The 25,824-nt window shown below is 57.0% G+C and carries 25 protein-coding genes; 3 read left to right on the top strand and 22 right to left on the bottom strand.

Going from position 1 to position 25,824, the window contains the following annotated elements:
- Window position 1 precedes the first annotated feature (1 nt).
- The 19 genes from HRR99_RS16265 to HRR99_RS16175 all read right to left on the bottom strand — a co-directional run bounded on the left by HRR99_RS16265 (window position 2) and on the right by HRR99_RS16175 (window position 18,370).
- On the bottom strand, window positions 2-820 hold the full coding sequence (locus tag HRR99_RS16265) for an alpha/beta fold hydrolase (RefSeq protein ID WP_233123738.1): 819 nt from the start codon (window positions 818-820) through the stop codon (window positions 2-4).
- Window positions 821-907: 87 nt separating this feature from the next.
- Entirely contained in the window at window positions 908-1,825 is a 918-nt protein-coding gene (locus HRR99_RS16260; RefSeq protein ID WP_233123737.1) for a LysR family transcriptional regulator, read from the bottom strand.
- A gap of 205 nt (window positions 1,826-2,030) precedes the next feature.
- A complete protein-coding gene (locus HRR99_RS16255; RefSeq protein ID WP_233123736.1) occupies window positions 2,031-2,696 on the bottom strand; it encodes an RraA family protein in 666 nt (221 codons plus the stop codon).
- A 12-nt stretch (window positions 2,697-2,708) separates the two neighbouring features.
- Window positions 2,709-3,530 (bottom strand): carbon-nitrogen hydrolase family protein, encoded by an 822-nt coding sequence (locus tag HRR99_RS16250; RefSeq protein ID WP_233123735.1) that lies wholly within the window; start codon window positions 3,528-3,530, stop codon window positions 2,709-2,711.
- 29 nt (window positions 3,531-3,559) lie between these two features.
- A complete protein-coding gene (locus tag HRR99_RS16245; RefSeq protein WP_233123734.1) occupies window positions 3,560-4,294 on the bottom strand; it encodes an HpcH/HpaI aldolase family protein in 735 nt (244 codons plus the stop codon).
- 25 nt (window positions 4,295-4,319) lie between these two features.
- Window positions 4,320-5,111 carry an ABC transporter permease gene (locus HRR99_RS16240; RefSeq protein WP_111839433.1) on the bottom strand — a complete coding sequence of 264 codons (792 nt, stop codon included), beginning with the start codon at window positions 5,109-5,111 and terminating at the stop codon, window positions 4,320-4,322.
- A gap of 13 nt (window positions 5,112-5,124) precedes the next feature.
- Entirely contained in the window at window positions 5,125-6,015 is an 891-nt protein-coding gene (locus HRR99_RS16235; RefSeq protein WP_233123733.1) for an ABC transporter permease, read from the bottom strand.
- A gap of 3 nt (window positions 6,016-6,018) precedes the next feature.
- Window positions 6,019-7,143 (bottom strand): ABC transporter ATP-binding protein, encoded by a 1,125-nt coding sequence (locus HRR99_RS16230; protein WP_233123732.1) that lies wholly within the window; start codon window positions 7,141-7,143, stop codon window positions 6,019-6,021.
- Window positions 7,144-7,302: 159 nt separating this feature from the next.
- The gene (locus HRR99_RS16225; RefSeq protein ID WP_233123731.1) at window positions 7,303-8,352 is read right to left on the bottom strand and encodes an extracellular solute-binding protein; all 1,050 of its coding nucleotides are present in this window, start codon (window positions 8,350-8,352) and stop codon (window positions 7,303-7,305) included.
- Between the two features lie 151 nt (window positions 8,353-8,503).
- Window positions 8,504-9,481: an AAA family ATPase gene (locus HRR99_RS16220; protein WP_233123730.1), complete on the bottom strand. Its 978-nt coding sequence runs from the start codon at window positions 9,479-9,481 to the stop codon at window positions 8,504-8,506.
- A complete protein-coding gene (pnuC, locus tag HRR99_RS16215) occupies window positions 9,481-10,092 on the bottom strand; it encodes a nicotinamide riboside transporter PnuC (RefSeq protein WP_233123729.1) in 612 nt (203 codons plus the stop codon). Before pnuC ends, HRR99_RS16220 begins: the two co-directional genes overlap by 1 nt.
- A gap of 54 nt (window positions 10,093-10,146) precedes the next feature.
- On the bottom strand, window positions 10,147-10,851 hold the full coding sequence (locus HRR99_RS16210; RefSeq protein ID WP_233123728.1) for an NAD(P)-dependent oxidoreductase: 705 nt from the start codon (window positions 10,849-10,851) through the stop codon (window positions 10,147-10,149).
- Between the two features lie 153 nt (window positions 10,852-11,004).
- On the bottom strand, window positions 11,005-11,520 hold the full coding sequence (locus HRR99_RS16205; protein WP_233124940.1) for a flavin reductase: 516 nt from the start codon (window positions 11,518-11,520) through the stop codon (window positions 11,005-11,007).
- Window positions 11,521-11,560: 40 nt separating this feature from the next.
- Window positions 11,561-12,979: an amidase gene (locus tag HRR99_RS16200; protein WP_233123727.1), complete on the bottom strand. Its 1,419-nt coding sequence runs from the start codon at window positions 12,977-12,979 to the stop codon at window positions 11,561-11,563.
- Window positions 12,976-13,179 carry a hypothetical protein gene (locus HRR99_RS16195; RefSeq protein ID WP_233123726.1) on the bottom strand — a complete coding sequence of 68 codons (204 nt, stop codon included), beginning with the start codon at window positions 13,177-13,179 and terminating at the stop codon, window positions 12,976-12,978. Before HRR99_RS16195 ends, HRR99_RS16200 begins: the two co-directional genes overlap by 4 nt.
- A complete protein-coding gene (locus HRR99_RS16190) occupies window positions 13,179-14,189 on the bottom strand; it encodes an ABC transporter permease (protein WP_233123725.1) in 1,011 nt (336 codons plus the stop codon). Before HRR99_RS16190 ends, HRR99_RS16195 begins: the two co-directional genes overlap by 1 nt.
- Window positions 14,186-15,733: a sugar ABC transporter ATP-binding protein gene (locus HRR99_RS16185; RefSeq protein ID WP_233123724.1), complete on the bottom strand. Its 1,548-nt coding sequence runs from the start codon at window positions 15,731-15,733 to the stop codon at window positions 14,186-14,188. The genes HRR99_RS16190 and HRR99_RS16185 overlap by 4 nt, the downstream gene beginning before the upstream one ends.
- A gap of 26 nt (window positions 15,734-15,759) precedes the next feature.
- Window positions 15,760-16,860: a sugar ABC transporter substrate-binding protein gene (locus HRR99_RS16180; protein ID WP_233123723.1), complete on the bottom strand. Its 1,101-nt coding sequence runs from the start codon at window positions 16,858-16,860 to the stop codon at window positions 15,760-15,762.
- Between the two features lie 253 nt (window positions 16,861-17,113).
- On the bottom strand, window positions 17,114-18,370 hold the full coding sequence (locus HRR99_RS16175) for an MFS transporter (RefSeq protein WP_233123722.1): 1,257 nt from the start codon (window positions 18,368-18,370) through the stop codon (window positions 17,114-17,116).
- Between the two features lie 186 nt (window positions 18,371-18,556).
- Between HRR99_RS16175 and HRR99_RS16170 the strand changes: the two genes are divergently transcribed.
- The 3 genes from HRR99_RS16170 to HRR99_RS16160 all read left to right on the top strand — a co-directional run bounded on the left by HRR99_RS16170 (window position 18,557) and on the right by HRR99_RS16160 (window position 22,185).
- Complete coding sequence (locus HRR99_RS16170; protein ID WP_233123721.1) at window positions 18,557-19,315, top strand: GntR family transcriptional regulator; 759 nt, start codon at window positions 18,557-18,559, stop codon at window positions 19,313-19,315.
- A gap of 235 nt (window positions 19,316-19,550) precedes the next feature.
- Window positions 19,551-20,633 carry a pyrimidine utilization protein A gene (gene rutA / locus HRR99_RS16165; RefSeq protein ID WP_233123720.1) on the top strand — a complete coding sequence of 361 codons (1,083 nt, stop codon included), beginning with the start codon at window positions 19,551-19,553 and terminating at the stop codon, window positions 20,631-20,633.
- 1 nt (window position 20,634) lies between these two features.
- On the top strand, window positions 20,635-22,185 hold the full coding sequence (locus HRR99_RS16160) for an amidase (RefSeq protein WP_233123719.1): 1,551 nt from the start codon (window positions 20,635-20,637) through the stop codon (window positions 22,183-22,185).
- A 90-nt stretch (window positions 22,186-22,275) separates the two neighbouring features.
- Here the strand turns inward: HRR99_RS16160 and HRR99_RS16155 are convergent, their stop codons facing one another.
- The 3 genes from HRR99_RS16155 to HRR99_RS16145 all read right to left on the bottom strand — a co-directional run bounded on the left by HRR99_RS16155 (window position 22,276) and on the right by HRR99_RS16145 (window position 25,818).
- Complete coding sequence (locus tag HRR99_RS16155; RefSeq protein WP_233123718.1) at window positions 22,276-22,905, bottom strand: isochorismatase family protein; 630 nt, start codon at window positions 22,903-22,905, stop codon at window positions 22,276-22,278.
- Window positions 22,906-23,062: 157 nt separating this feature from the next.
- Window positions 23,063-24,322 carry an NAD(P)/FAD-dependent oxidoreductase gene (locus tag HRR99_RS16150; protein WP_233123717.1) on the bottom strand — a complete coding sequence of 420 codons (1,260 nt, stop codon included), beginning with the start codon at window positions 24,320-24,322 and terminating at the stop codon, window positions 23,063-23,065.
- Window positions 24,319-25,818, bottom strand: a complete 1,500-nt coding sequence (locus HRR99_RS16145; protein ID WP_233123716.1) for a tripartite tricarboxylate transporter permease — start codon at window positions 25,816-25,818, stop codon at window positions 24,319-24,321. Before HRR99_RS16145 ends, HRR99_RS16150 begins: the two co-directional genes overlap by 4 nt.
- Window positions 25,819-25,824: the final 6 nt, after the last annotated feature.

The following is a 25,824-nucleotide window of genomic DNA, read 5'->3' as shown; positions in this document are numbered from 1 at the left end:
ATCATCCCAGAAATGCGATCAAATCGCGGTTGAGGCGATCTGGTACGGTCGCGAATAGGCCGTGAGGTTCTCCGTCATATTCGATGAGTTGGGCACCCGTGATGCCCTTGGCAGCGGCACGGCCCGATGGATCGATCGGCACGGTCTTATCCGCTGTTCCATGAATGACCAGCGTTGGGATCGTGAAAGCGGCGAGATCGGGTCTGAAATCGGTCTTGCCGAATGCATCGACACAATCGATCGTTGCCTTCGGGCTCGCCATGACGCCGAGAACGAATGACCAATCCAGCACACCCTGGCTGACCGGGCTGCTGACCAGGCCGACACCGTAGAATGTCTTGGCAAAGCTCTGAAGGAACGCGAAGCGATCCTTGCGAATATCGTCTTTCATGCCCTCGAAGACGCTGGCATCGACGCCACCAGGATTGCTGTCATCCTTGAGGAGGTAAGGAGCAACCGAGGCCACGAGAACCGCCTTGGAAATTCTCTCGGCACCATGACGCGAAAGATAGCGGGCAATCTCGCCACCACCCATGGAGAAGCCTACGAGTGATACATCCCGTAGATCGAGGCTTTCGATTACGCTCGCGAGGTCGTCGGCAAATGTATCGTAATTATATCCATCCGCTGGATGGCCGGACTGGCCGAACCCACGACGGTCGTAGGTAAGCACGCGGAAACCTGCTTCGAGCAGCGCTACGGTCTGATACTCGAACATATCGCCGGTCAAAGGCCAGCCATGGATAAGAATGACCGGGCTTCCGGTTCCCATATCCTTTACATGCAATGTCGTGCCATCTTTTGCGTCTATGAAAGCCATCTGAAACTCCTCTGATGATGCCGCGGGGTAAAGCCCGCTGGCGGAATAGAGTTCCACCGTTTGCTAATGTTAGCAGTGGCTTCTGGATCAGATGTGAACAGCAAGCGCATTGTCGTAAAGCGAGCAGAACTCGGCGGCCACCTCGGATGCAATCGATGCGATGAGGGGAGACAAGCGGGATGAGGGGTTTTCAAGATATACCGCAAAGTAATCTGTCGCGGGAAAAGGTTGGCGGACGTTCAGCACCTTCAGCGTACCAAGCCGCAATTCGTTTTGAATAACGATGGGCGGCAAGACCGATATCCCTATGCCAGCGGCCACCATACTGATCGTCGTGGCAAGTGAGTTGGAATAGTGCACCACGCCTTGGCCGAAGGAGTTGGCGGGCAGATACTCAACCATGCGCTTGTAGGCCTGCGTGCCGACTTCATAGGATATGATCGGATGCATCATCAGATCAGCCCGGCTCATATTGTCGTCATCGGCGGGAAATGCGCTGTTGGCGATCCAGAACATGCCAAGTGTGCAGAGATCGACGATCCGGTATTTTTCGACCTGCGTGCCGTGGAACCCGAGAATGATATCGAGTTCGCGTTTCTCCAGCTTGGAAAGGATCGTCAGGGATGCATCCGTCGTCACCGATACACGGATGCGGGGGAAGCGCTGTCGGAGCGTTTCCATGATGCCGGGAAGGATGGCCAGCGCCATCGAAGGAACGAGACCAATGCGAATTGTGCCCTCCAGTGTTTCAGGTGGTGCGACGTCAGAGACCAGACGATTGTAACGATTGATGATGTCGCGAGCGCCGGAGACGAAAGCGCGACCTTCACGCGTCAGATGCACATCGCGTGTGTCGCGCTCGAAAAGCCGGATGCCAAGTTCCTGTTCCATGGCCGAAATACGATTGGAAATGGCGGCTGGTGTGATGTTCATGCGGTCGGCAGTGACGCGAAAACTTCTCAGTTCGGCGAGCCAGACCACGGTTTCCAGAAAACGAATATTCATTGCGTAAAAGCGCCCCACCGTTTTCGACAAAAGCGTGCGAAGGCACGCAAGAATTGTCGCAAGCTGCTGTTTTTTTACAGACTATGTTCCCGGTCACCACGTTACACCGCAGGGGCAATATGACAACGTCGGGTCGGTAGAGTTCGTGGAATCGTCGCAACGATGCGGCCCAGACGAAATGTCCGCGCCGCATCATCGAAACTCCTCAGGCGAGCTTTGCCAGGACCTTGGCGCTGGCACCGGTCATGTCACCAAGTTTCTGTACCTTGTCGCGCACGCTGGCTTCGCGTTTCTTTCCGGTTTCCTGGCGTTTTAGCGCCTCCTCGGAAACGGCGCGTACCTCATCGCGCGGAATGACGAGGACGCCGCTCTCATCGGCAAGAATCGCGTCTCCCGGCATCACGACGGCACCGCCGCAACTGACGGGAATGTTGAAGCCGCCACCAAGATCGTAGAGCCGCGTCGTGATGGGAGAGAGACCACGCGACCACATCGGAAAATCAGAAACCTGAATTTCAGTGAGGTCGGTGCAAGGACCGTCCACAATTCCGGCAACCGCGCCAGCGGCTTTGGCCGCAACCGTCACGCCGCCGCCCCAGCAGGCATATTTGTCGTCGCCTAAACGGTCTACAACGAGAATGTCACCCGGTCGCAGTTGCCCGGTGGCATGGTGCAGCAACGTGGAATCCGGGCCTGCGATGGCCAATGTCACGGCTGTTCCGACAACGCGGCGACCGGGAAGCAGCGGCTGGATCTGACGGTCCATAAAGCCGAGTAGACGCCAGTGGCCTACGGTTGCAGTCTCCACACCACTCAGAAGATCGAGGTCTTCCTGCGGAACCTGCGCCGGCATGTCTTTGATGACGTACATGGTCGAAACTCCTTACGCGCAGGCCAGACGGCGATGCTGGGTCATGGGGATGAGGTTGCGCACGCGCGAAATTTCCTTCGTATCGATGCGAGCAGTAACGTATCCGACCGGATCAGACGCGCGGGCAATCGTGTGGCCCCATGGGTCGCAAACCAGCGAGTGGCCATAGCAGGCCCGCTTTTCACCATTCACGGTGACGCTGCCCGTCTGGCCGCAGGCAACGAAATACGTTTGTGTTTCGATGGCGCGTGCACGGGCCAAAACCTCCCAGTGGTCCTTGCCGGTTTGTAAGGTGAAGGCGGCTGGCAGAATGATGATGTCGCATCCTGCTTTTTCTAGCTGGAGGAAGAGTTCGAAAAAGCGGATATCGTAGCAGATCGCGCAACCTACCTTCATGCCGTCGATCTCATAGGTGACGATGTCTTCGCCCGGCTTGACTGTTGCCGATTCCTTGTAGGCGGTACCATCAGGCGCGACGATGTCGAACATGTGGATTTTGCGGTAGGCTGCGACTTCGTTGCCCTCGCGGTCGAACACGAAGCTGGTGTTGTAGATACGGTTCTCACCCTCGACCTTTTCCATGATGGTCCCGGCATGGACGAAGACCTTGTTCTCGCGGGCGAAGTCCTGCACCATAGTATAGGCGGCTCCCCCGGCTGGTTCGGCAAGGGCGAGCTTTTCTTCCGTCGTCGTGCCATAGACTTCGAAATATTCCGGCAGAACGATGAGGTCCGGCTGGTCCGTCTTGAGGGCTTCCGTCATCAGATCGTAGGTGATCTTCAGGTTAGCTTGGCGGTCGCTCTGCGGATTGGTCTGTATAAGGCTGATTTTCATGGATTTCCCTCCGGTTGTGTCGACCGCCATTAGGCGACGATCTTTTCCTGCTTGAGTGCATTGATGGTGGACATGATGCCGGCGCGTAGCGTCATGGTCTGGGTGGCGACAACCAGCATTTCCGCGCCTTCATCGAGCGCAAAATTTCGCTCTGCTGGGGTCCAAGCTGGCATGATCCAGCTCTTGCCAGCGTCACGCGCCGCTCGGGAAATGCGGGAAAGGTCTTTGCGATCCTCTTCATTGAACGCGTAGGCTCCGCGGCCCCGGGCGAGCGCTAGATCGGATGGTCCCGGAAACAAGCCGTCCACGGTATCAAGCGCAATGATCTTTTCGACGTCAGCCAGGCTTTCTGCCGTCTCGACCATGACGTAGCATTTGGTACGCTTGTTCTCGGCCTCGAAGGCATCCGAAGATGGGCGGGCGTAACCAAACACGCGGCCTCCTGCATAGGAGCGGATACCCAGCAGCGGATACTTTGCTGCTTTCGTCACCTCCCGCGCATGATCGACGCCAAGAATATGGGGAAGGATGACGCCATCCGATCCGAAATCCAGTGCCTGCTGAATGGCTTCCGTCGTCGGCGCGATGACTTTGGTCAGGGTCGGGATGCCCAGCGATTTGGAAAAGGCCAGAAACTGGTCGAGCGTGCCGAGATCGAAAGTCCCGTGTTCCAGTTCGATCACCAACTGCTTGACGCCACAAGTCTTTGCGATTTCCAGAAAGCCGAAATGCGGCTGCGACATCCAGAGCGCGATATTGTCCATGTCAGAAGTCTCCATTGTAAAGTCGTTACTTGCCGACGGTCCTGGAAAGGCCGAGCGTGCGTTCGATGAGAAAGATGATGGCAAGCGTCGCGGCCACGAGCACGACCGATACGGCGGCGGTCATCGGGTCGGTCTGGCTTTCCACATAGTCGAAGATTTCCACTGGCAGGGTGCGCAGGCGCGGACCGGTGATGAACAGCGAGATGACCACCTCGTCAAAGGAAAGAAGGAAAGATAGTGCGGCACTTGCGATGAAGCCCGGCATCATCAGCGGCAGGGTGATGCGACGCACGACGGTGAATGGTGATGCACCCAGCATGGTCGCCGCTTCTTCCACGGATGGCGGCAGCGTTGAGAACGCCGTCAACATGATGCGGATGACATAGGGGGTGGTGATGATCAAATGGGCAATGATCAAACCCGTATAGGTGCCAAGCAGCCGTGCCTGAACGAACACCAGAAGAATGGCGAGGCCAAGAACGATGGACGGCAGAAGCAGGGGCGCTGTAAAGAGGTTGAGCAGAAACTCGCGGCCAATGAACCTCCGGCGACGGATGGCAAAGGCTGCGGGCACACCCGCTGCCAGTCCCAGTACCGTCACGGTGACTGCAATCGTGAGGCTGATCCAGAACGCATTGATGAAACCGCTATGGCTGAACATCGCCACATACCAGCGGATGCCCCAGCTTTCCGGCGGAAAAGTCATGTAGCTGTCATTGCTGAAGGACAGTGGCAGAACGATCAGAATAGGAGCTAGCAAAAAGAGATAGATGCTGGCGACAAGAAGCCGGAATGGAATGCTCAATTGGCCGATCATATCGATGTCCTTCCTAATCGAAGCGCTTGACGACGCGGGAGTAGACGGCAAGGGCGATGCCGAAAATAATGAGGACGATGACGGAGATCGCCGCTGCGGTCGGCCATTCCAACTGGATGACGGCCTGATCATAGATTTCGGTCGCCAGCAGGAAGACGCGTCCGCCACCCAGAAGCTTCGGTGTGATGAACGAGCTGATGGAAAGAACGAAGCAGAGCAGGCAGCCGAGCGCGATGCCGGGTGCCGTCAACGGAAGGATGACACGGCGAAAGCGGGTCCAGCTATTGGCACCAAGAGAGGCAGCGGCTTCCTCGTAGACATTCTCCAGACGACCGAAGCCTGCGATCAGCGACAGCGCCATATAGGGAATGAGCACTTCGACCATGCCGATGAAGACACCCAGCGTATTGTTGGTCAGGCGCAGGGGGCTGTCGATGATGCCGGATGACATCAGGATGCCGTTGACTACGCCCTGATCTCCGAGAATGACCATCCAGCCATAAGTTCGGACCACGCTGCTGACGAGCAGCGGGGACACAGTGATGACAAACAGCATGTTGCGCCACTTCGGGGAGACCCGGTGCAGAAAAAGCGCAATCGGATAGGCGCAGCACAGCGTGATGCAGGTCACGCCAAAACCCAGGATCAGGGAGTTGGAGATAAGCTCGATGCTGAAACTGTCGGTGAAGAAATCGACGTAGTTTTCCAGCGTGTAGTTGTTCGTCAGTACGCCACCGCTACGGCTTTCGATGAAGGATATCATCGCCAGTCTGGCAACAGGCAACACGAAGGCGATGAAATTGATGATCGCCATTGGCAGGAGCAGGGCGATGATCAGGAAGGGAAATGTACGTTTGCGTCTCGGCGCTTCAGCAATTTGGAAGGTGTCGGTTACGGTTGCCATGGCTCAGCTCCCGAAAACTTGCATGTCTTGCGGCTTCCATTCGCAGAGCAGTTTCTCGCCGCTCTGGAAGCTGTGACCGGCACTGGCCGTATGAACTTCGGTGGTCAGGATGTTGCCGCCGATGTCGATGTCATATTGGACGACGTCGCCGATATAGGTGACGCGCACGACCTTGCCGTGGGTTGAGTTCGTCGCGATGCTGACGAGGCTGCGGTCGCGGCTCGGTGTAAGGCTTATACGGTGGGGACGGATGGCCGCTTTCGCTTTTCCCTTAGTCAAACCCTGCGTCTTGCAGGGATAAACAGAAGATCCGATACGCACGCGGTCGAGTTCTTCGATCTCACAGTCGAGAACGTTTGTCCGGCCTACGAAATTCGCGACGAACAAGTCGGCTGGGCGCTCATAGATATCTTCGGGCGTCCCGAGTTGGGCCAGCTTGCCGCGGTGCATGACACCGACGAGGTCGCACATCGTCAGTGCCTCGACTTGATCGTGGGTTACGAAAACGGTCGTGATTTGAAGGCGTTGCTGAATTTCTCTGATCTCGATCCGCATGTCGTCGCGCAGCTTGGCATCGAGGTTGGAGAGAGGTTCGTCGAGAAGAAGAAGCCGGGGGCGGATGACGAGTGCACGGGCCAGCGCCACGCGCTGCTGCTGACCGCCGGACATTTCCTTGGGCTTGCGTTCGCCGTAGCCGGGAAGGCGCACCATTTCCAATGCTTCTTCCACGCGATCGCGCGCTTCGGTTTTGGATATGCTGCGCATTTCAAGACCAAAGGCCACGTTCTGCGCCACCGTCATATGTGGGAACAGGGCATAGTTCTGGAAGACCAGACCGATATCGCGCTTGTGCGGCGGCTTGTGCGAGATGTCATCGCCTTCAATGGAGATTTTGCCTGCGGTGATGTCCAGCAGACCTGCGATCATCCGCAGTGTGGTGGATTTTCCGCATCCTGAAGGTCCAAGCAGACCAAGAAGCTTACCTTTCGGAACATCCAACGCGAGATTATCGACTGCCATGTAATCTTCGCCGTAGCGTTTGGTGAGGCCTTCAAGCTTGAGAAAAGTCGCCCCGTCGGGATGGGCCGCAGAGTTCTGATGATCTTGATGTCGCTGTATCGTTTGCATTTCGTCACCATGTGCGAATTGAGGTCGGCGTAAGGCGAAGAGCGCAGCCCTGAAATGTCGGCGCATCTGTCCATCCACGCGCCAGTACGCGTGTTACGGAATGATCTGCTGACAGTGTCGTGGAATAGAGCCGCGCTTTTGGTCGCGGTGCGTTTGCGCTTATCGTCCGGCGGGAATGATCTGGCGACGCCAGGGCTGCAGAATATCGTCTCGCATGTCGCCGATGGTCATCCAGTCGACCTTGATGAGCTTTTCCTGCTGGGCCGAGTCCATCATCGGAATCCGCTTGGCGGTGGCCTCGTCTACCTCGGCCTTTTTATTAGTGGGCGCGTAAAACATCGCCTTGGCAAAGGCTGCCTGTGCTTCCGGGCCAATCGCATAGTTTATAAAGGTCTGTGTCGCCTCGGCTTCAGACGCCTTCTCTATCGCGCTGATGACATTGACCTGAGAGGCTGTCCCTTCCACGGGTGCAATCGAGTTCAAACGGCCTTCTGTCTGATCGAAGTAGAATTGGGAGCGCGCATTCCAGCCAATCGAAACCGTGGCGGTGCCGTTGGCGATCAGCGTGTAGGCATCCGGCTTGGGCTCCCATGTCTGGACACGCGGCGCCAGTTCTACGAGCTTTTCAACACCGGGATCGATTGTCTTTTTGTAATCTTCTTCGCCAGCGAGCCGGTTGGCGATGATTGTCAAAACAATCGCCTGAATGTCGCCGCCACCTTGAGCGGGCACGATGACCTTGCCAGCCTGATTTTTATCCCACAGCGTTTCCCAACTGGTTGGCGCGACAGGAAAAGCTTTGGAATTGTAGATGAGGGTCAGCGTATCGTAGGTCACCGGAATAGCCGCGCCGCCCAGTTCCTTGCCGACATCGTGCAGGTCAGCGTAGTTCGGAGTTTTAGCCGTATCGAGGGTGGCAACGAGACCCTCCTCTTTGGCGATCTTGGCGACCGAGAGGTCGTAGATGACGGCGTTGACCTGCGGGGCATCCCGTTGAGCGCGCATGTTGCCAAGCGAGGTTGCGGCGTTTTGTACGCCGTAATAATTGACCTTGATGTCGGGGTGAGCCTTCATGAAAGGCTGGATGACCGATTTCATATAGTTTTCTTCGAACGGCCCACGGTAACCCATAACGGTGATTTCCGCAGCGCTGGCACAGGTTCCCGACAGCATTGTCGCTGCGAAAAACGTGGCAGAAAGGACTTTCATGGAGATGCACTTCATATCGTATTCCCCTTCGCCTTTTGGCTTTGCTTGTCGTTAAGAGGACGATATGCAGCGTATCGGAAGGGGTCCAACGACTAAATTCTATCGCCCGTTTAGAATTTCTTTTTAATGGGGCGGAGCAGTAAGGAGCGCTTTAGAGCAAGTCCTTACCAAAAATGTCGGTTAATATCGCGAGTGCGTTTGTGAGACGGTCTTGCCCAACTCCACTGACAGTTCGCCAAATGGCATTGGCCTCTTCAAGCTCACGTTTTACGGCCTGTTGAAAATCAGACCGGAAGGATATGTCCTGCTGATATCGGGTGCCATCGTCGTGCCACGGCAAATCGGTGTCGAGCAGCAGATAGAGATTTGCGATATCCGCGGGTCGGGGACGTGTAGGACGCTGACCCGTCAAAGCTTCCTCCCAGACTCGGGTCAAAAGCTCATCGGTATCTTCGATCAAAATCGGCCCGGCGGAAGGCGCTATCGCTTGACGCATGGCGCGATGACCAGCCTCTATGTCTTGGAAGCTCTGGGCCTGCCAGTCTCCTATCCGGTAGGCGTCGTAGGTACGACCATACTCAGGGACATATCGAGTTTTGAGATGGTCTGCCAAGCGTTTGGCAAGGACCGATTTGCCTGTGCTTTCGGCTCCCGCGAGAACCACTCGCCGCTGATAGTAGGGGCGAACCGGACCCGGCACCATGTCCCAATGCGCATACGGATTCTCTCTGACTGCCGTTCCCGAAACCGGGAATGCCAAACGCTCCGGGTCAATCACAACGGGCTTGGCCGCCATGACTTCTGCCAGTTTTACGACATAGGGTTCCGAGCCGAAAACATAACCCAGTTTCTCAGGATGGGCTTCTTGGCAAATCTCCTGCCATATCCTCCAGAAATCTGGATGATCCTTTGGCTCTTGCGGAACATCCTGGGAGAAATGGATGACGCGTGCGTGCGGAAAAAGACTTTTCATCCAACCGTACCGCAACTGCCCTTCGATCGGCTCTCGATCCAGCGAGCATACCAGGATCGTCAACTCGTCACAGAGATGCGAAGCGGTGTTACACATGAAGACATGACCCGCATGTGGAGGCAAAAACTTGCCCAGCAGGAACCCGCGTGTTGTCATCAGATCAGTTGCCCGGATGGTTGCATCGATCTGCGCCAGTTCACATAGCCTGCGATCGCCATACCGAGGAAAATCACGTACAAAAATGCAGTCGGCGTCAGGTCTTTGCTCCAATATATACCGATCGCAAGAACATCGACCACGATCCAGACGAGCCAATTCTGCAGATAGCGTCTGGCCAGAAGGAATTGAGCGAAGACACTCAACACAGTGGTCGTTGCGTCCCAATAGGGGAGGGCCGCGTCTGTGAATTCCGCCATGACATAACCCAGCGCGACGGAACAGGTCGCTGCGCTAAGCGCCAACGGCACAGCAAAAGAATATGGAAGATCGATCGCATTGACCAATCCGTCATCACCTCGCCCCCGTAGCCAGGTCGCAATGCCGTAGAACTGTATGAAAAGAAAGAATATTTGCAAAAGCGCGTCGCTATAAAGCTTTGCGTCGTAAAAAATCCAAGCGTAAAGAATGACCATTGCGATGCCGAATGGATAATTCCAGATGCTCCGCCTTATGATCAGCGATACATTGGCCAAGCCGAGCAAAGTCGCGCAGATTTCAATCGTTCGACTGCCGAACATGCCGGTCAGAAATTCCGAAATTTGTTCCAAAATAGCTTACCTTCTTCAAATGCTTCAAAAGCGAAAATAAAAAGCTGTGAGCGTTTATCCATCACGCTTACGACCAAATGTTTTTTTCAAAACGGCAAAACTCGAAGGACGGCCAGCGTGGGTGATGACCTCGATGATAGCGCGAGGATGCTCAACGGAAACGGCCTCGCGGATCAAGGTCTGTGCTAGATCGGCGCGGGATGTAAAACGACCGAATATGCGCTCCACGCCCACGTCGTAATCGCCGGTAGGCTCGTCCGTGTCGAACAGAGCGGCGGGGCGGATGATTGTCCATTTCAATGGGCTCTTCTGGACAATGTCTTCCATTCTGGCCATGTCGTCGTAGAGCGTCTTGCCCAGCACGTTGCGGAAAAAAGGCACCAGAATCTTGCGCCAGAACAGGGTCTCGCGGGCGACCTCCTGAGTAGCCACAGCTGTCGATGAAACGCAGACCAGGCGGCTGATGCCCTCCAACGCCATCGCGTCTATGATGTTGGTAATGCCTTGAGAATAGACCGAAATATCCTGCCTGCCGTAAGGCACACCGAACGTCGAGAGGACGGCGTCGTTGCCGATTGCGGCCCGTCTGACGGCGTCCTTGTCAGTCACATCAGCGGCAACGATCGTCAACAGCGGGGAGCTCAGAGGATATTGATCAGGTTTTCTGGTCACCGCAGTCACGTGATGCCCCAAAGCAAGAGCCTGACGGGCGACCTGACGGCCCGTCGGACCATTCGCGCCGAATATGACGAGTTTCATATGGAATCCTATCCGCAGCATATCAAAGGCTTGATATCACAAAGTCTGCGGAGATTTCCTCCAAGGATTTATGGTTCAGTTTTTCTAGGTAAAATTGTCGATGTTAGTCTCATGAATGTGACGTCCGCTTCAGTACGGGTGAGCATACAGGCATCATTCGCCGACACGGTGATAGGCACGCTTGTAATAAATCAGCGCCGCATCGGCACCACTTTCATGGATTTCCTTGACTGAACAAAACAGCACGCAATGTGTGCCGACATTCTGCGTGCTGGTGATAGCGCAGTCGAAGGACACCATGGCGTCCTCCAGAATCGGAGCGCCGGTCGCTCCATAATGCCAGCTGGCGGCTGCAAAGCGTTCTTCAACAGGTGTCTTGCCACCAAACAAAGAGGACAGTTTTTCGTGCTCTGCGGTCAGCACATTGACGCAAATCGTCTTGTTTTCCATCACCGCGTTGAAAACCGACGCCGTGCGGTTCAGGCAAACGAGAATGGTTGCCGGGCTGTCCGTCACGCTGCAAACGGCGGTCGCCGCAAAGCCCGCCTTTCCGGCTGGCCCATCCGTGGTGATGATGTTGACGGCTGCGCCCATCTTGGCCATGGCATCGCGAAACGCCTGCTGGCTCACATCTGCAATCGCCTCGACGGGTGTTGAGAGATTTGGCATCGTGTTCATGGGGATGATCCTTTCGTTGCAATCCGGGATTTCATGCCGCTGATCTGGCCATGGACATGTCGTTGAATGCGGGAAGGGCAAGCGCTTGTTCCAGTCGCAAGGCAACACTTGCCCCAAGGTCTTCACGCCATGGTCGGGCGACGATCTGTAGCGCGACAGGTAGGCCCCCGGCAGACGCTGAAACCGGCACGGTCACCACCGGCAGGCCGAGATAACTGAAGGGGCGTGTGAACGATGTCATCGCGCTGACCACTGCGTTCATTGTTGGGCTGGTGCCGACATCCACCTCGGATGACAGTGGTGGAAGGAAGGGCATGGTGGGCGTAATCAGCACATCTGCCTCGGCAAAGGCTGTCGCGAGAAACTCCCTCAGCATCACCGAGCGTATTTGCAACGCGCGCAGGTAGATCGGTCCCGGTATCGCCAGGGATTGCGATAGTCTCATACGGATTTGCGGGCCGTAATCTTCCGGTCGCTCACGCATCCAGTCGAAATGCACCGCACCCGCTTCCGCCATCGCCACAGCATTGGCGAGTTCGGCCATGGACGAAAGATCCGGGATGGAAGCCTTCGCGATACTGGCGACATCCGGCTTGAGTGCCGTGATGGCTGTTTCGATGCCGTGCGCGACATCGATTTCCAGCCCTTCGGCAAACAGACCGCCTGCGATGCCAATACGCAGCGACGACAGATCGGTGAGAAGACTGCCGGGCTTTTCGACATCCATACAGGTCGTGTCGCGGTCATCCGGCCCGGAAATCAGCTGCAACATTAGGTAGGCGTCTTCGACCGAACGTGCCAGCGGCCCGACACAATCTTGCGAAAACGACAGCGGCATGACGCCGTGGCGACTGACGCGGCCTTGGGTCGGCTTGATGCCGACCACGCCGCAGCAGGCTGCGGGCAAGCGGATCGATCCACCAGTGTCGGAGCCGAGTGCTGCCAGCACCACGCCGCCACCCACGGCGGAGCCTGAGCCGGATGACGAGCCGCCCGTGATACGCTCCGCCTCTATCGGGTTCAACGCTCGCCCATGGTGAAAATTGTGCCCGGTCGGACCCATGGCAAACTCGCTCATGTTCAACCGCCCCATCGAAAGCGAACCTGCAGATTGCAGGCGTTCCATCACGGTTGAGGTGGAGGCGGCGATGTGTCCGGCACGAATTTTCGAGCCGCAACCCGTTATGAAACCGGCGCGATCATACATATCCTTGTGGGCAAGCGGCACGCCGTGCAGCGGGCCGATGGTTTGGCCGGATGCCAGCATGGCGTCGGCGGCTTTTGCCGCTTCGAGCGCGGGGCCTTCCTCGATTTCGATGAAAGCATTCAGGCGCTCATGACTGGATTTTGCCCGTGTGAGCGCGGCTTGTGTCATTTCGACCGAACTGATCTTGCCAGTGCGGATCGCGTCCGCCGCCTGTTTCAGCGAGATGGGGTTGTCGAGGCTCATCGCTTTGCCTCCGCAAGTGGGAGGGCGTCGAAATGGGCTGGTTCGATGTTGAACAGCGCACCTGATTTCCCGAGCGCGGAGGGAGCGATTGCGATGCTGTCGCGCGCCACCTCTCCTGCCATGGCAGTGAGTTCTGCCTCGACCGCCGGTCGGCTCCAATAGCGCTCGGCGAGTGCTGCCATGATCTCCCTGTCGTCCATCAGCTGAAATCCTGCGGTTGGCGGTTGCGCACTAGCTGGCTCAGCGACACGGCGATGACCAACGCGCCGCCGTAGAACAGGTTTTGCACATAGGCGTCCGCACCCAGCATCGTCAGGCCCGTGATGCCGGTAACGAGGAAATAGACGGCGATGACGGCACCAAAGGCGTTGAACCGTCCGGGCGAGATCGTCGTCGCACCCAGAAAGGCTGCGGCGAAGGCGGGAAGCAGGAGATTGAGGCCTGATAGCGGATCGGCTGAGCCCGTCATGCCGGCATAAAGCATGCCGGCAAAGGCCGAGATCAGGCCGGAGAGTATGAAGGATGTGGCGCGGACGCGGTCCACATTGATGCCGTTCAGCCGGGAGACTTCGCGACCGCGCCCGACGAAAAGCAGTTTGCGGCCCGCAATGGTGAATTCAAGCGCATACCAGAGGATGGCGGCGAGGATCATGGCATAGAAAAAGGCGAGCGGAATGCCGAACAGCCGGTTGATGATCACCCACTCCACAAGCCCCATGGATACGCCGGAGATCGTTTGTGAATTACTGACCCACAGGATCAGCCCGTTGACGAATGTGCCGACGCCCAGCGTTACGATCAACGAATGGATGCGGAAGTAGAGAACGAAGAAAGCATTGACCGCACCGATGACGATGCCGCTCAGGAGTGCAATCAGGATCACCGGTACGATAGGCCAGCCTAATTTCACATTGAGAACGGCGATCAGCATGCAGCTCATCGTCAGTGTCGACGCGCCCGATAGATCGAAATCGCCTGATGTGAGCGGAATGATGATGGCCAGAGTCAACACCACCAGAATGGCCTGAGAACCGAAAAGGGTAGAGAAGCTCCGCCAGCTCAGAAACGAATCCGGCATCAGCGCGCCAAAAATCACGATCAAAAGCAGCCATGCCCCCACCAAGGCAAAACGTTCGCCTTCGGTCTTCAGCGTGAACCGGCTCTTGGGCGCTGTGATCGCCTTTGTCGTGGGCATGTCGAGCGTCGTCATTCTGCGGCCTCCGCTTCATGGCTGTGGAAACAGGCTTCGGTGATCACCTTGCGGCTGATTTCGGAGCCTTTGAGTTCGATGACGGGGCGGCCGCGTGAAAAGACGATGATGCGGTCGCAGATCTGTTCGAGTTGTTCGTTGTCGGTCGAGGCACAGAGAATGGCCGTGCCGTCTGACGCCGCCCGGTCCAGCGCTTTGAAGATTTGCTGACGCGCGCCGAAATCGACGCCTTGGGTCGGCTCGTCCAGCATTAGCAGCTTCGGCTTGATCTGCAGCCATTTGGCCAGCAGAACTTTCTGCTGGTTGCCGCCGGACAAAGACCCGAGTGGCAGATGCGGGTTTTGTGGTCTGACGTCATAGATTTGTGCCAGACGAGCTGCCTCGCGGGTCATGGCTGGCCGGTCGAGCCCATGGGGTTTCAGCAGGCTGTCCAGAACGGGAAGCGTGATATTGTCGGTAACGGACAGCGAGCCAATGCCAGCAGCGCCTAAGCGGTCGCCGGGCAGGAAGGCAATGCCCATTTGCTGTGCGGTCAGCGGGGTCATGGAGCCGATCTTTGCGGCGTTTCCGCCCACGGTGACGGTGCCGCTGCCGCGCCTTGCGCCATAGAGCAGATAGGGCAGGGCCGCAAAGCCGGAGCCGATGAGGCCGGTGATTCCAAGCGTTTCGCCCTCGCGAATGTCGAAATCGAACGGTACTGTTGACCCATCCGTCAATCCGCGCACGGTGACTGCCGCTGGCACGCCACCGTTTGCCATGCGCGTTTTTTCGAAAGCATCGATGCGCGAACCGACAATCGTGTCGAGAATGGATTGCCGTTCCGAACTGCGGGTGTCGAGAATGCCGATAAGCTCACCATCCCGCAGCACGGCCACCCGGTCGGTAATATCGCGCACCTCGTCAATGTCGTGGGTGACGATGACCACAGAAGCGCCTGTTTTGACGATGGAGCGAATAAGGGCAAACAGCCGCTGCACGTCCTCTGCCGGAAGAAAGGGCGTCGGCTCATCCAGAACCAATATGCCCTCACCACCATAGCCTGCATCCGATGCCCGAAGGTCCTCGAAGGCGCGGATGATTGCGACGAAGGCGCGCTCCACCGGTGGCAAGTTCGCCACCGTCTGGAAGGGGTCTATCGACAGATCGAATTCCGCAAATAGCTTAGCGATGGACGCGGCTTCTTTTTTCCAGTTGACGAACCAGGGTGTTTTCTGGCCAAGCGCTGTGACGCGCATATTTTCCAGCACGGTGAGCGATGGCACGAGGCCGAGGTGCTGGTGGACGAATGCCACGCCGCGCTTCTTGATCTCCATCGGATCAAGCGGCAGCGGCATTTTCTGGCCCCAGAGAATGACCTCGCTAGCGGGCTCGGGCTGATGGAAGCCTGCCAGAACCTTGATCATGGTGGATTTGCCGGAACCGTTCTGGCCGAGAAGCCCGAACACTTCGCCGCGCTGGATCGACAGCGACACGCCTTTCAGTGCGTCATAACTGCCGAACCGCATTCGGATCTTTTTCATGGTAAGCACGGCGTTATCGGTCATGATGCGGCTCCTGCTTCGGTGTTGGCTTACTTGATCATCCAGAGTTTGCGGAAGCCATCGAGATGGGCATCGCCATAGCCATCATTAAAGTTGGCAGGCGTACCGGCAGTGGCGATATTGCTTTCATCGAAAATCAGCAGTGGCACGTTCAGTTTTGCCACTTCCGGCTTACCGCACAGCATGCGCATGATGTTGTCGATGGCGGCATAACCAGCCCAGCCAAGGCTTTCGCCAATATCCATTTGTACCTGGCCTGCACGAACCATATCCAAAACGAAAGGTGTGCCGTTGAAGCTGGCAAGCTTGACGCTGCCTTCCGCACCGGTGATGCGCATGGCTGGAATGACGAACTGCGACATGGAATCGTAGATCGGCAGGATGTAGTTGATCGACGGATCGGCCAGCAGAGCCGATTGCGTGCCGGACTGAATCTTCGTTGCCCATTCGGAAACGGGAACATCGAGATGTTTGACTTTGCAGTCCGGGCAAAGCGCCGCCAATTCGTTCTTGATCGATTCCACGAAAGGAATGGATGGCAGGACATCAGACGAGCCGATGACAAGAACGTTCGGCTTACCCTCGGTCTGCACATAGGCCCACGCGGCCAGAAGCTTTCCGGCACTGGTGAAATCCACCTTGCCGGAATAGTCGACGCTCGGGATCGCCTTTTGCGTTACGTCGTAAAAATGCGTCGTTGAGATTTTAAGCCCGGCGGCACGCGCTTCGCCCAGTTGCGGCCCGAGAACTTCGGGGTTCAGACCACCGGCGAGGTCGAGAGCGTCATATTTCTGAGTGATCGCCTGCGAGATGCCCTGAACCCATTGGTCGATTTTCAGCTGGTTATCCCAGGTCGTGTAGGTGAAGCCAACTTCCTTGGCCGCATCCGACATCGCTTTTTGCAGCTCGACATTGAAGGGGATCGTCATGGAAATGGGGATAGACAGCACCTTCTTGTCCGCCATGCAGGCCTTGGCGTCGAAGGCCTCGCCCGGAGGCGTAAAGACCGGCATGGCCCGGTGCTGCTCAATGATCGCCTTGGCATCGGCCATGGGATCTGCTGCGGCGGGTGTGGAAAGGACCGCAACAGTTGAGGCGGCCAACAACGAACTGGCAAAAAGCAGGCGCATGATCAACATTCCCCTCTGTGATCCCGGTTTGACCGGTGTCTTTTAAGGCCGCCGGTGAGAGCTCCTATGAGGATAATGTACGTACATATTCAAGCCATCGTCAATCGGATTTTGCCTATTTTTTTGCACTGCACATTTATGCGGCGATTGCCAAAAAGCCCACCAGCGCAACGCTTCAAATATGATCAATCGTCGCGATTCTTCGGCTTTCTATTGCAGCTGCGAACACTTTCGGGCCCGCGCCTGCGTGCTTTCACTGCGTCTTATGTCGGTACATATGAGGCTCTGTTCGGCGGCCTGTACGGCGCGCTCGCCACGCGATGATCATGCCTGCAAAGCCGAATAGGGAAAAGATCAGGAAGCTTGTGCCATAATGTCCGGTCAGCGCGTAAAGGCTGGCAAAAGAAGACGGGCCAACAATGACACCGATAAAGGTATAGACCAAGACGCCGCCAGTGATCGCGCCCACCCTGCCTTCAGGGGCGTTGTGGGCCACTTCGGCAAGAAGCACGCCATTCCAGCCGATGGTGACCGCTCCCATCGCAATGAAAAGCGCCACTTGTGCTATTACGGGGAGGCCCGGCAACCAATAGAGCAAGACATATCCCAGCCCGCCCAACAGACCGAGGAGCGACAAGGTCACGTAACCGCCGCCTATACGGTCTGCAACCACGCCCCAGAATATGCGGCCGAACGCGCCCGCAAACTGCATGGCCGCAGCGACCGAGCCTGCCGCCAGTAGGGACCAGCCGGCATCGTGCACAAGCGTGACCACGGCAAAGGCCGAGACAGACAATTGCATGGCCGAATAAGCAAAGCCCAGGTAACTGAGCGCCCGCAGGCGCGGGTTGCGCCAGATAGTCGATTGTTCATCGATCAAGCCGCGCCACATGGATGGCACCTTTTTCTCGATCTTGGGTTCTGCCGCATGTGTCATGGCCAACAAACCCATAGTCAAAAGCGGAGCGGCTGCTCCGATAAGCAGGGCCACATGCCAATCGACATAACGCGACAGAAACGGAAAGGCGAAGCTTGCCAGAATGCCGCCCAGCGGAACGCCGGACTGTTTCAATGAAAAGACGATGTTGCGCCGGTTTTGCGGTGTAACCCGGCTCAGCATTTCCGACGAAGCCGGGTTGTTCAGCCCGTAGCCGATGCCGATCAGAAGCGAAGCCAGAATGATCAGCGTGATATTGGCTGTGGCAATACCTGCAAAGCCTATGACGAAACAGATCAAGGCTATCTGTTCGATGCGGATGGGGCCGAAGCGCTGCACCAGCGTTCCCGCAACAGCCGAGGAAAACATGCCAGACGCATAGATCAGGCTGATCTGATAGCCGATCCAGTAGGCGCCGATGTCCATATCTGCCGCCACGGTGGGGGCAATTGCCGTCAGCGCCAGCACGCTTGCCGTTGCCACGATCTGGATGAGGGTTGCTGCTATCAGCGTCTGAGCGAGGGAGGAGGCGCGGTGCGTTTGTGGGGCCTCTTCGGCGACTAAGTCCGACATGCGTCTCGATATCCTGGAAGTCCATTGTTTGTATATGTACGTACTATTTGATTTGAGAGCGTATCGCAAGCGGGCTTAAGGCGCTTTGCTCCTCGACCGGATTTTGTTTGCCTTTCGTTTGGAAAGAGGATTGAAGCTTTCGTTATAAGAATGCGGCAACGCGCACCAGCATGGGTGGGGATGGGCTTGGACCAAAAAGGCATTGACTGGAAGCCGGAACTTGAGACGGCACCCCTTTATCTCCAGGTTGCGCATCATCTGGAGAGCCGGATCAACAAAGGCGACTACCCGGTCGGTTCGCTGTTGCCCACGGAAAACGAGATTGCCATTGCTCTGGGTGTCAGTCGACAGACCGTGCGACAGGCCATTGGAACGTTACGCAACAAAGGGCGGCTATCGGCCCGCAAAGGTGTTGGCACCCGCGTGGAGGCAGGGTTCGACCCCGAGCGAAAGCGCTTCATCGCCCATTCCCGATCTGAACTGTTCGAAATTGCCGCTGAAACGGAATTCGTGATCGACACGAAGGAAGAGATTTCAGCGCAGGGCAAGCTTGCTGTCGAGCTCGGTTGCCGTCCGGGCCGTAAGTTTTTCCACATGTCGGGTATCCGTTACTCCGGCGATCGCAGCCGGGCCTTTTCCTGGAACGAGGTTTACGTCGATTCCAAGCTGGCTGCGGCGGTGAAAGACATCACCGTCGCCCGCAGCGCTATTTTTCACTATATCGAGCAGTTCACGGGCGAAAAAATTCAGGAAATTCAGCAGGATATCAAGCCACTTATGCTGGATGAAACGGTCGCGGACAAGCTTGGCGTGAAGGCGGGAGATCTCGCTCTCGTGGTGACGCGCCGCTATTATGGCTCCGGTCGGCGTCTGCTCGAATACGCGTTCCAGGTTCTTCCTGCCGAGCGCTTCACTTTCACCACGACGTTGCGCGCCGAAGGCTAACCTGCGGCTAGTTTACACAATGCCGCGCAAATTTCTGATGATTTGATTGGCGACATGCCTCCTCGTTTGCCGTTTGGCACATTCGGCGGCATCGCGCACCTGCGTCCAAAATCACCAAATGGGCAATAAATAGGCAAGCCTAAACGTACGTCATTTTTGGCTTTACAGCTCCAAATATTTTTGCATTAGTTCGTACATACTGCCCACGTATCCACCACATAAAAAGGGGAACCACATGGATATCGGTGTTTTCATTCCCATCGGAAACAATGGCTGGCTGATCTCGACGACGTCGCCGCAATACATGCCGAGCTTCGATCTCAACAAGCAGATCGTTCAGAAAGCCGAGAAATACGGTCTGGAATTCGCGCTTTCGATGATCAAGCTGCGCGGCTTTGGTGGCAAGGCGGAGTTCTGGGACTACAATCTGGAAAGCTTTACGTTGATGGCGAGCCTGGCCGCGGTCACCGACCGTATCAAGCTCTTTGCCTCGACAGCCGTTCTGACGCTGCCGCCTGCAATCGTTGCCCGCATGGCGACCACAATCGACAGCGTCGCACCGGGCCGTTTCGGCGTGAACATCGTGTCCGGCTGGCAGATGGCCGAATATGATCAGATGGGCATGTGGCCGGGGGATGATTATTTCGGTTACCGCTATGATTATTCAACCGAATACGTCCACATCATGAAAGAGCTTTGGGCGAACGGCGAATGCAGCTTCGAAGGCAAACACTTCACCATGAAGGATTGCATGATGAAGCCAACGCCGCAGAACAAGATCGAGATCGTTGCAGCAGGCCAAAGCCCGCGCGGCATGGAATTCGCCGCCGAATATGCCGATTACAACTTCGTCATGGGCGCTGGCATCAACACGCCGACAGCCTATGCGCCAAACAATGCCAAGCTGCTGGAAGCGGCTGCCAAGACAGGCCGCGATGTCGGAGCCTATGTGCTGTTCATGGTCATTGCTGATGAGACCGACGAACTGGCCAAAGCCAAATGGGAAACCTACCGCGCCGGTGCCGATGTGGATGCTCTGGCGTGGATGGCCGATCAGGGCAGCAAGGACGCAACTGCCGACAGCAACTCCACCGCCAAGCACATCAACCTGCCGGAAGGTGCGGTCAATTTCAACATGGGAACGTTGGTCGGCTCATACGCCAATGTCGCCCGCATGCTGGACGAGGCGGGCAATGTTCCCGGCACGAAGGGCATCATGTTGACATTCGATGACTTCCTTGTTGGCCTCGATATCTTCGGCGAACGCATACAGCCCTTGATGGCGTCGCGCACGATCACCCAGATCGCAGCCGAATAGGATGAACCAGATTCCGCCTGCCATTGTTGTCAGCGGTCCGCTTGTCGGTGCCGATGACGTGCTTGACCCGCTGACCCTTGTTGATCCGGGGTCGGCAGATCGTGTGTATCGTGTTGCGGCGATTTCTGGATCATTGAACAGCGCACCCGTCGAAACGGCGTCGGCGGATGTTGCGTGGCAGCAGGCGGGTGTCGATACGCTTCTCTCGGCTTACGCCGGTGGGCGCGTGTCCCCTGCCGATGTCCTGAGCCATCTGACCGCCGCCATTCACTCGAGTAAGGCGGGCAATGAAGCCATCCTTCGCGTGGTGCCGGGTGCGGAAAATGCGGCCCGCGAAAGCGCCGAGCGCTGGCGCAATGGCACGGCTCGACCGCTAGAAGGGATACCCTTTGGCGTAAAAGACATCATCGATGTTGCGGGTGCGGTGGTCACCTCGGGCTCTCATTTTACCGGCGAGCGCGTTGCACCAGCCGATGCCCATGCCGTTGCAAGCCTGCGTACTGCCGGTGCCATTCCCTTCGCCATGACGGCTACCACGGAATTTGCCACCGGGTCGCCGCACAATCCGCGCTTCGGAACCGTGACTAATCCCTGGGATCAAACGCGCTGGACCGGCGGCTCGTCAACAGGTTCGGGCGCTGGCCTTGCCGCGCGGTTGATGCCGCTGGCGCTCGGCACGGATACCGGCGGTTCCATCCGCGTTCCCTCCTGCTGGTGCGGCACCACGGGGCTGAAACCCAGCCGGGAACGGGTCTCGCGGTCCGGTGTGGCGCCGCTGTCCTGGACACTCGATCATATCGGCCCCATGGCGCGCTCGGCCCGTGATATTGCTCGCGTCCTGCCTTTCATGACGGCACAGTCCGAAACGGAACTCGCCGCGCAATGCGCCGCCATTCTCCATGACGCAGAGGTGGAAGGTTTGCGTATCGGTGTGCCGATAAACTGGTTCACAGAGTTGGTCGATAACGCGGTGCTGACCAATTGGGAGACTGCTCTAAAGACGCTCGAAGCGCTCGGCTGCACGCTTGTTTCTCTGCCTGCTATCGATATCGCGCCTTGGCATGATGCGGGATGGATTATCCTGCAAAGTGAACTGGCAACACTGCATTCCGCCCGACTGGATCGTGCCGAGCTTTTTGATGCCGGTCTGCTGCATCGGCTGAAAAACGGCCTCACTTTTTCAGCCGTCGATTATGCGCGGGCGCTCCAGATTCGCGCTGAAGCACAGACCGGTTTTCTCGCGGCGATGGAGGATGTCGATCTGGTCGTTACGCCCGGTGTCGGCGGCGAGGCGGGTCGGCTCGACAGCCTGACCGTAGACGTAAATGGCGAGGCGCATTCCTTCCAATCGCTGATCTCCCGCAACACTATGATCTTCGATCTCACAGGATTGCCCGCTCTTATGATCCCATCGGGCCTTGGATACTCCAGTTTGCCGACAGGCATTCAGATCGTCGCACCACCACAAGCCGATGCTCTGTGCCTGCGGCTGGGTGCCGCTTTGCAGGGAAAAACCGACTTCCATCGTCTCATGCCGCAGAGTGTGGTGTAGCTGCGAGCTTTGCCGAACAGCGCGCGGCCAATGCCACCGGCACCGCCAAGAACCTCGATGCGGCCCGGCTTTGAAAATACAGTCGCGGTGTTAACCCTTGAATGTTTTGAAGAATTGGATGATCTCGTCCTCTGAAACGACATCGGCATATTTGGCGTTCATGTCGAATAGATTGGCATCATGGGGCCCCTGATGACGATCACCGCAGGCATCTGATACGACTGTAGTCATGAAGCCGTGCGACATGGAATCGACGCAGGATGCTCGCACGCATCCGCTTGTGGTCAAGCCCGTCAGCACGACATTGTCGATGCCCATGGCCGTCAAGGTCGAGGCGAGGCTGGTGCCGAAGAAGGCGCTTGGATATTGTTTGGAGACGATGATCTCGTCTTCCAGCGGAACCAGCCCCTCTGCGAATTCGGCTGTGCGTCTGCCCTTGATGAAAGCGCCCAGCGGCTTTGCCTTCTCCATGAAGCGCCCGCCGTTGATTCCGCTCTTCTGGTAGGTCACCTCGGTCAGCACCACAGGAATACCAACCTCATGGGCCAGTTTGCGGATGCGCAGTGCAGAGGCCAGCGCATCGTCGACGCCAGCATAAAGGGGGCATTCTGGATCGAAATAGGCATGGGCGAAATCGACCAGAACCAGCGCCGGTCGTTTCCCGAAGCCTGCCTTCTTGCCATATGCGAGTTTGTAGTTTTCATCGAGATTCTGGGACATTGTTTTTCCTGCGCTTAGATTGCTGGCCCGTATCACGGGACGAAACACCGCCGACAAGCGCACAAACTAGTCGTGAGGCCAATGGCTCGCTAGACCGGATTTGTGCACTCCGCGTAAACGACGTGAAATCGCAATCCTTTCACGGAGCATTGTAATCTTAAAATCTGGCTGCTGAAAATGGGCCCAAATCTACAAACGATGGCCGGTCTGCAACGAGGTCGGCAACCAGGCAACCAGTGACGGGTCCTGTCGCCAGACCGACATGGCCGTGGCCGAAGGCGTAGATGATGTCCGTCGTCAAATTGGAATGGCCAATGACGGGCACCCCATCCGGCGTCGATGGGCGATGTCCCATCCAACGATCAACACGGCTTTCATCGAAGGGAGACGATAGCGCTGTATAGGTGCGCTTGGCGTGACGCAGCAAAATATCGGCACGGGTCCAATCTGGATCTACGGTTGTGTTCGCAAGTTCTACTTGCCCGGCGATCCGTAAACCGGCACGTGTCGGGTTGTTTCCCATCTTGCCGTCTCCGGGCATGACAGGCATTGCGCCCTTGGCGATATCGTTGGGTATGACGATGTGATAGCCTCGCTCGCTTTCAAGCGGCACCTTATCGCCCGCGACGGTCGCCAGTATTTTGGAGTGAATGCCGGCGGCAATAACTGCCCGATCGCACGCAATCGCGCCGGTCTCTGTTCGAACGGCAGTCAGCTTTCCCCCGCTCATCTCAAAACCTGTAGCTTTTGCGGTTACCATGTCGGCACCGAGCCTGATTGCATGGTCAACAATGGCGGCGACATAGCCACCAGGATCGACACAATGGCCGCCTTTTTCGACTATGACGCCGAATGAGTATCGCGCGTCAAGGTCCGGCTCGAGTTGATGCAGTTCGGCAGCAGAAAGCTCACGAAACGCCACCCCGTTTTGCCGTCGCAACGTCCATGCCAGCGCCTCTAATTCGAAGGCGGCGCGGTCAGGATAGGCGTAGATTAGCCCTTTGCGCACAATGAAGTCCGAACGGCCGATTTCTGCCGCAAGCTTTTCGTGTCGTTCCGGCGCATCGTGAAGCAAACCGGAAAGAATGCCCGCAGTTCGTTCCACCTTGGCAACGGTCGCACCCGCTTTTACGAAGCGAAGGAGCCAGGGCGCTAGCCGAAGAATATGACGCCAGCGAATGGCCAGCGGGCCGGACGGATCAGTCACCATTCCAGGTACCTTCTTCCAAAGTCCTGGCATGGACATCGGAACTATGGACGCTGGGCTCAACCAACCACTATTGCCATAGCTTGCTGCCTGCCGCCCGCCCGGAGGGCCCGGCTCTGCAATCGTGACCCTATGTCCATCCCGCAGCAACTCGATCGCCGATGCTGCGCCAACTATGCCAGCGCCGATGACCACGACATGTTTCGTCATTCCTCAAAGGCCTCCTGACGGATCGAGCCGAATTTTGGCAATATCATAAGGACCAGAACCACTGCAGCCGCTACGAGAAGGATCGCTGATATCGGCCTGTCTACAAAGACGGACACGCTGCCCTTTGACAGGAACATGGCGCGGCGAAAATTCTCCTCTAGCAATGGGCCGAGGATGAGGCCCATGACCAGCGGTGCGGCATCGCAATCGAGCTTGGCGAATACGTAGCCAAGCACACCAAATATCGCCAGCAGCCAGAGATCAAAGACGGAGTTCCCAAGCGAAAAGACGCCGATGGCGCAGAACACGATGATGGCTGGATAGAGATACTGGAACGGCACCGTCAGCAACTTCGTCCAGATTCCGATCAGTGGTAGATTCAACACCAGCAGCATCAGATTGCCAACCCACATGGAAACGATGACGCCCCAGAAAATCTGTGGGTGATCACTGATCAACGTTGGCCCAGGCGCAATGCCCTGCATGATCAAGGCGCCGAACATCAAGGCCATGACGGCGTTGGCCGGAAGCCCCAATGTCAGCAAGGGCACGAAGGATGTTTGCGCACCGGCATTGTTGGCGCTTTCTGGTGCCGCCACGCCTTCAATGGCACCCTCTCCAAAGCCCTCCGGTGGTTTGGCAACGCGTTTTTCGATGGCGTAGGCCGCAAAGGCTGCAAGCAGCGCGCCGCTGCCGGGTAGAAGCCCGAGTACGGAGCCTATACCGGTGCCGCGCAGGATCGACGGTGTCATGCGACGAAAATCCTCGCGGCTTGGCAACATGGAGAAGAAGGGTGCCTTTATGGCGGTGCGGCTGCCCGTGTTCTCCAGATCGCGGACCAGTTCTCCGATGCCGAACAATCCCATGGCGACAATTACGAAATTGACTCCACTTGAAAGCTCGTCATAGCCAAGCATGAAGCGGGGCGCGGCGGTTTGGACGTCCTGTCCTATCAATCCGATCAAAATCCCGATGAAAACCATGCCAAGCGCCTTGGGCAAGGAACCGCGCGCAAGCACGATCGAGGCGATGAGGCCAAGGATCATCAAAGAGAAATATTCTGCTGGTCCAAACAGCAGCCCGAATTCGGCTAGAGATGGTGCAAACAGCGCAAGCAGTAAGGTTGCCACTGTGCCCGCGAAGAACGAGCCAAGGGCTGCCGTCGCAAGTGCCACCCCCGCACGGCCTTTGCGCGCCATCTTGTATCCGTCAATAGCCGTGACCACCGACGAAGCTTCCCCCGGCAGGTTGAGAAGGATAGCGGTGGTAGAGCCGCCATATTGCGCACCATAGTAAATCCCGGCGAGCATGATTAGCGAGGTGACCGGCTCAAGCCCGATTGTGAAGGGTAGCAGGATGGACATCGTCGCAGCAGGCCCAAGGCCAGGGAGAACACCTACAAGTGTGCCAAGCAGCGTGCCGATGAAACACCAGAACAGATTGTTTGGCATCGTTGCCTGATCAAGGCCAAGAAGCAGGGCATGAACCGTTTCCATAGCTCT

The organism is Agrobacterium vaccinii, from assembly GCF_021310995.1.
GTDB lineage: Bacteria > Pseudomonadota > Alphaproteobacteria > Rhizobiales > Rhizobiaceae > Agrobacterium > Agrobacterium vaccinii.
Note: the sequence above shows the minus strand (reverse complement) of the source record. Positions and strands in the feature narration are given on the sequence as shown.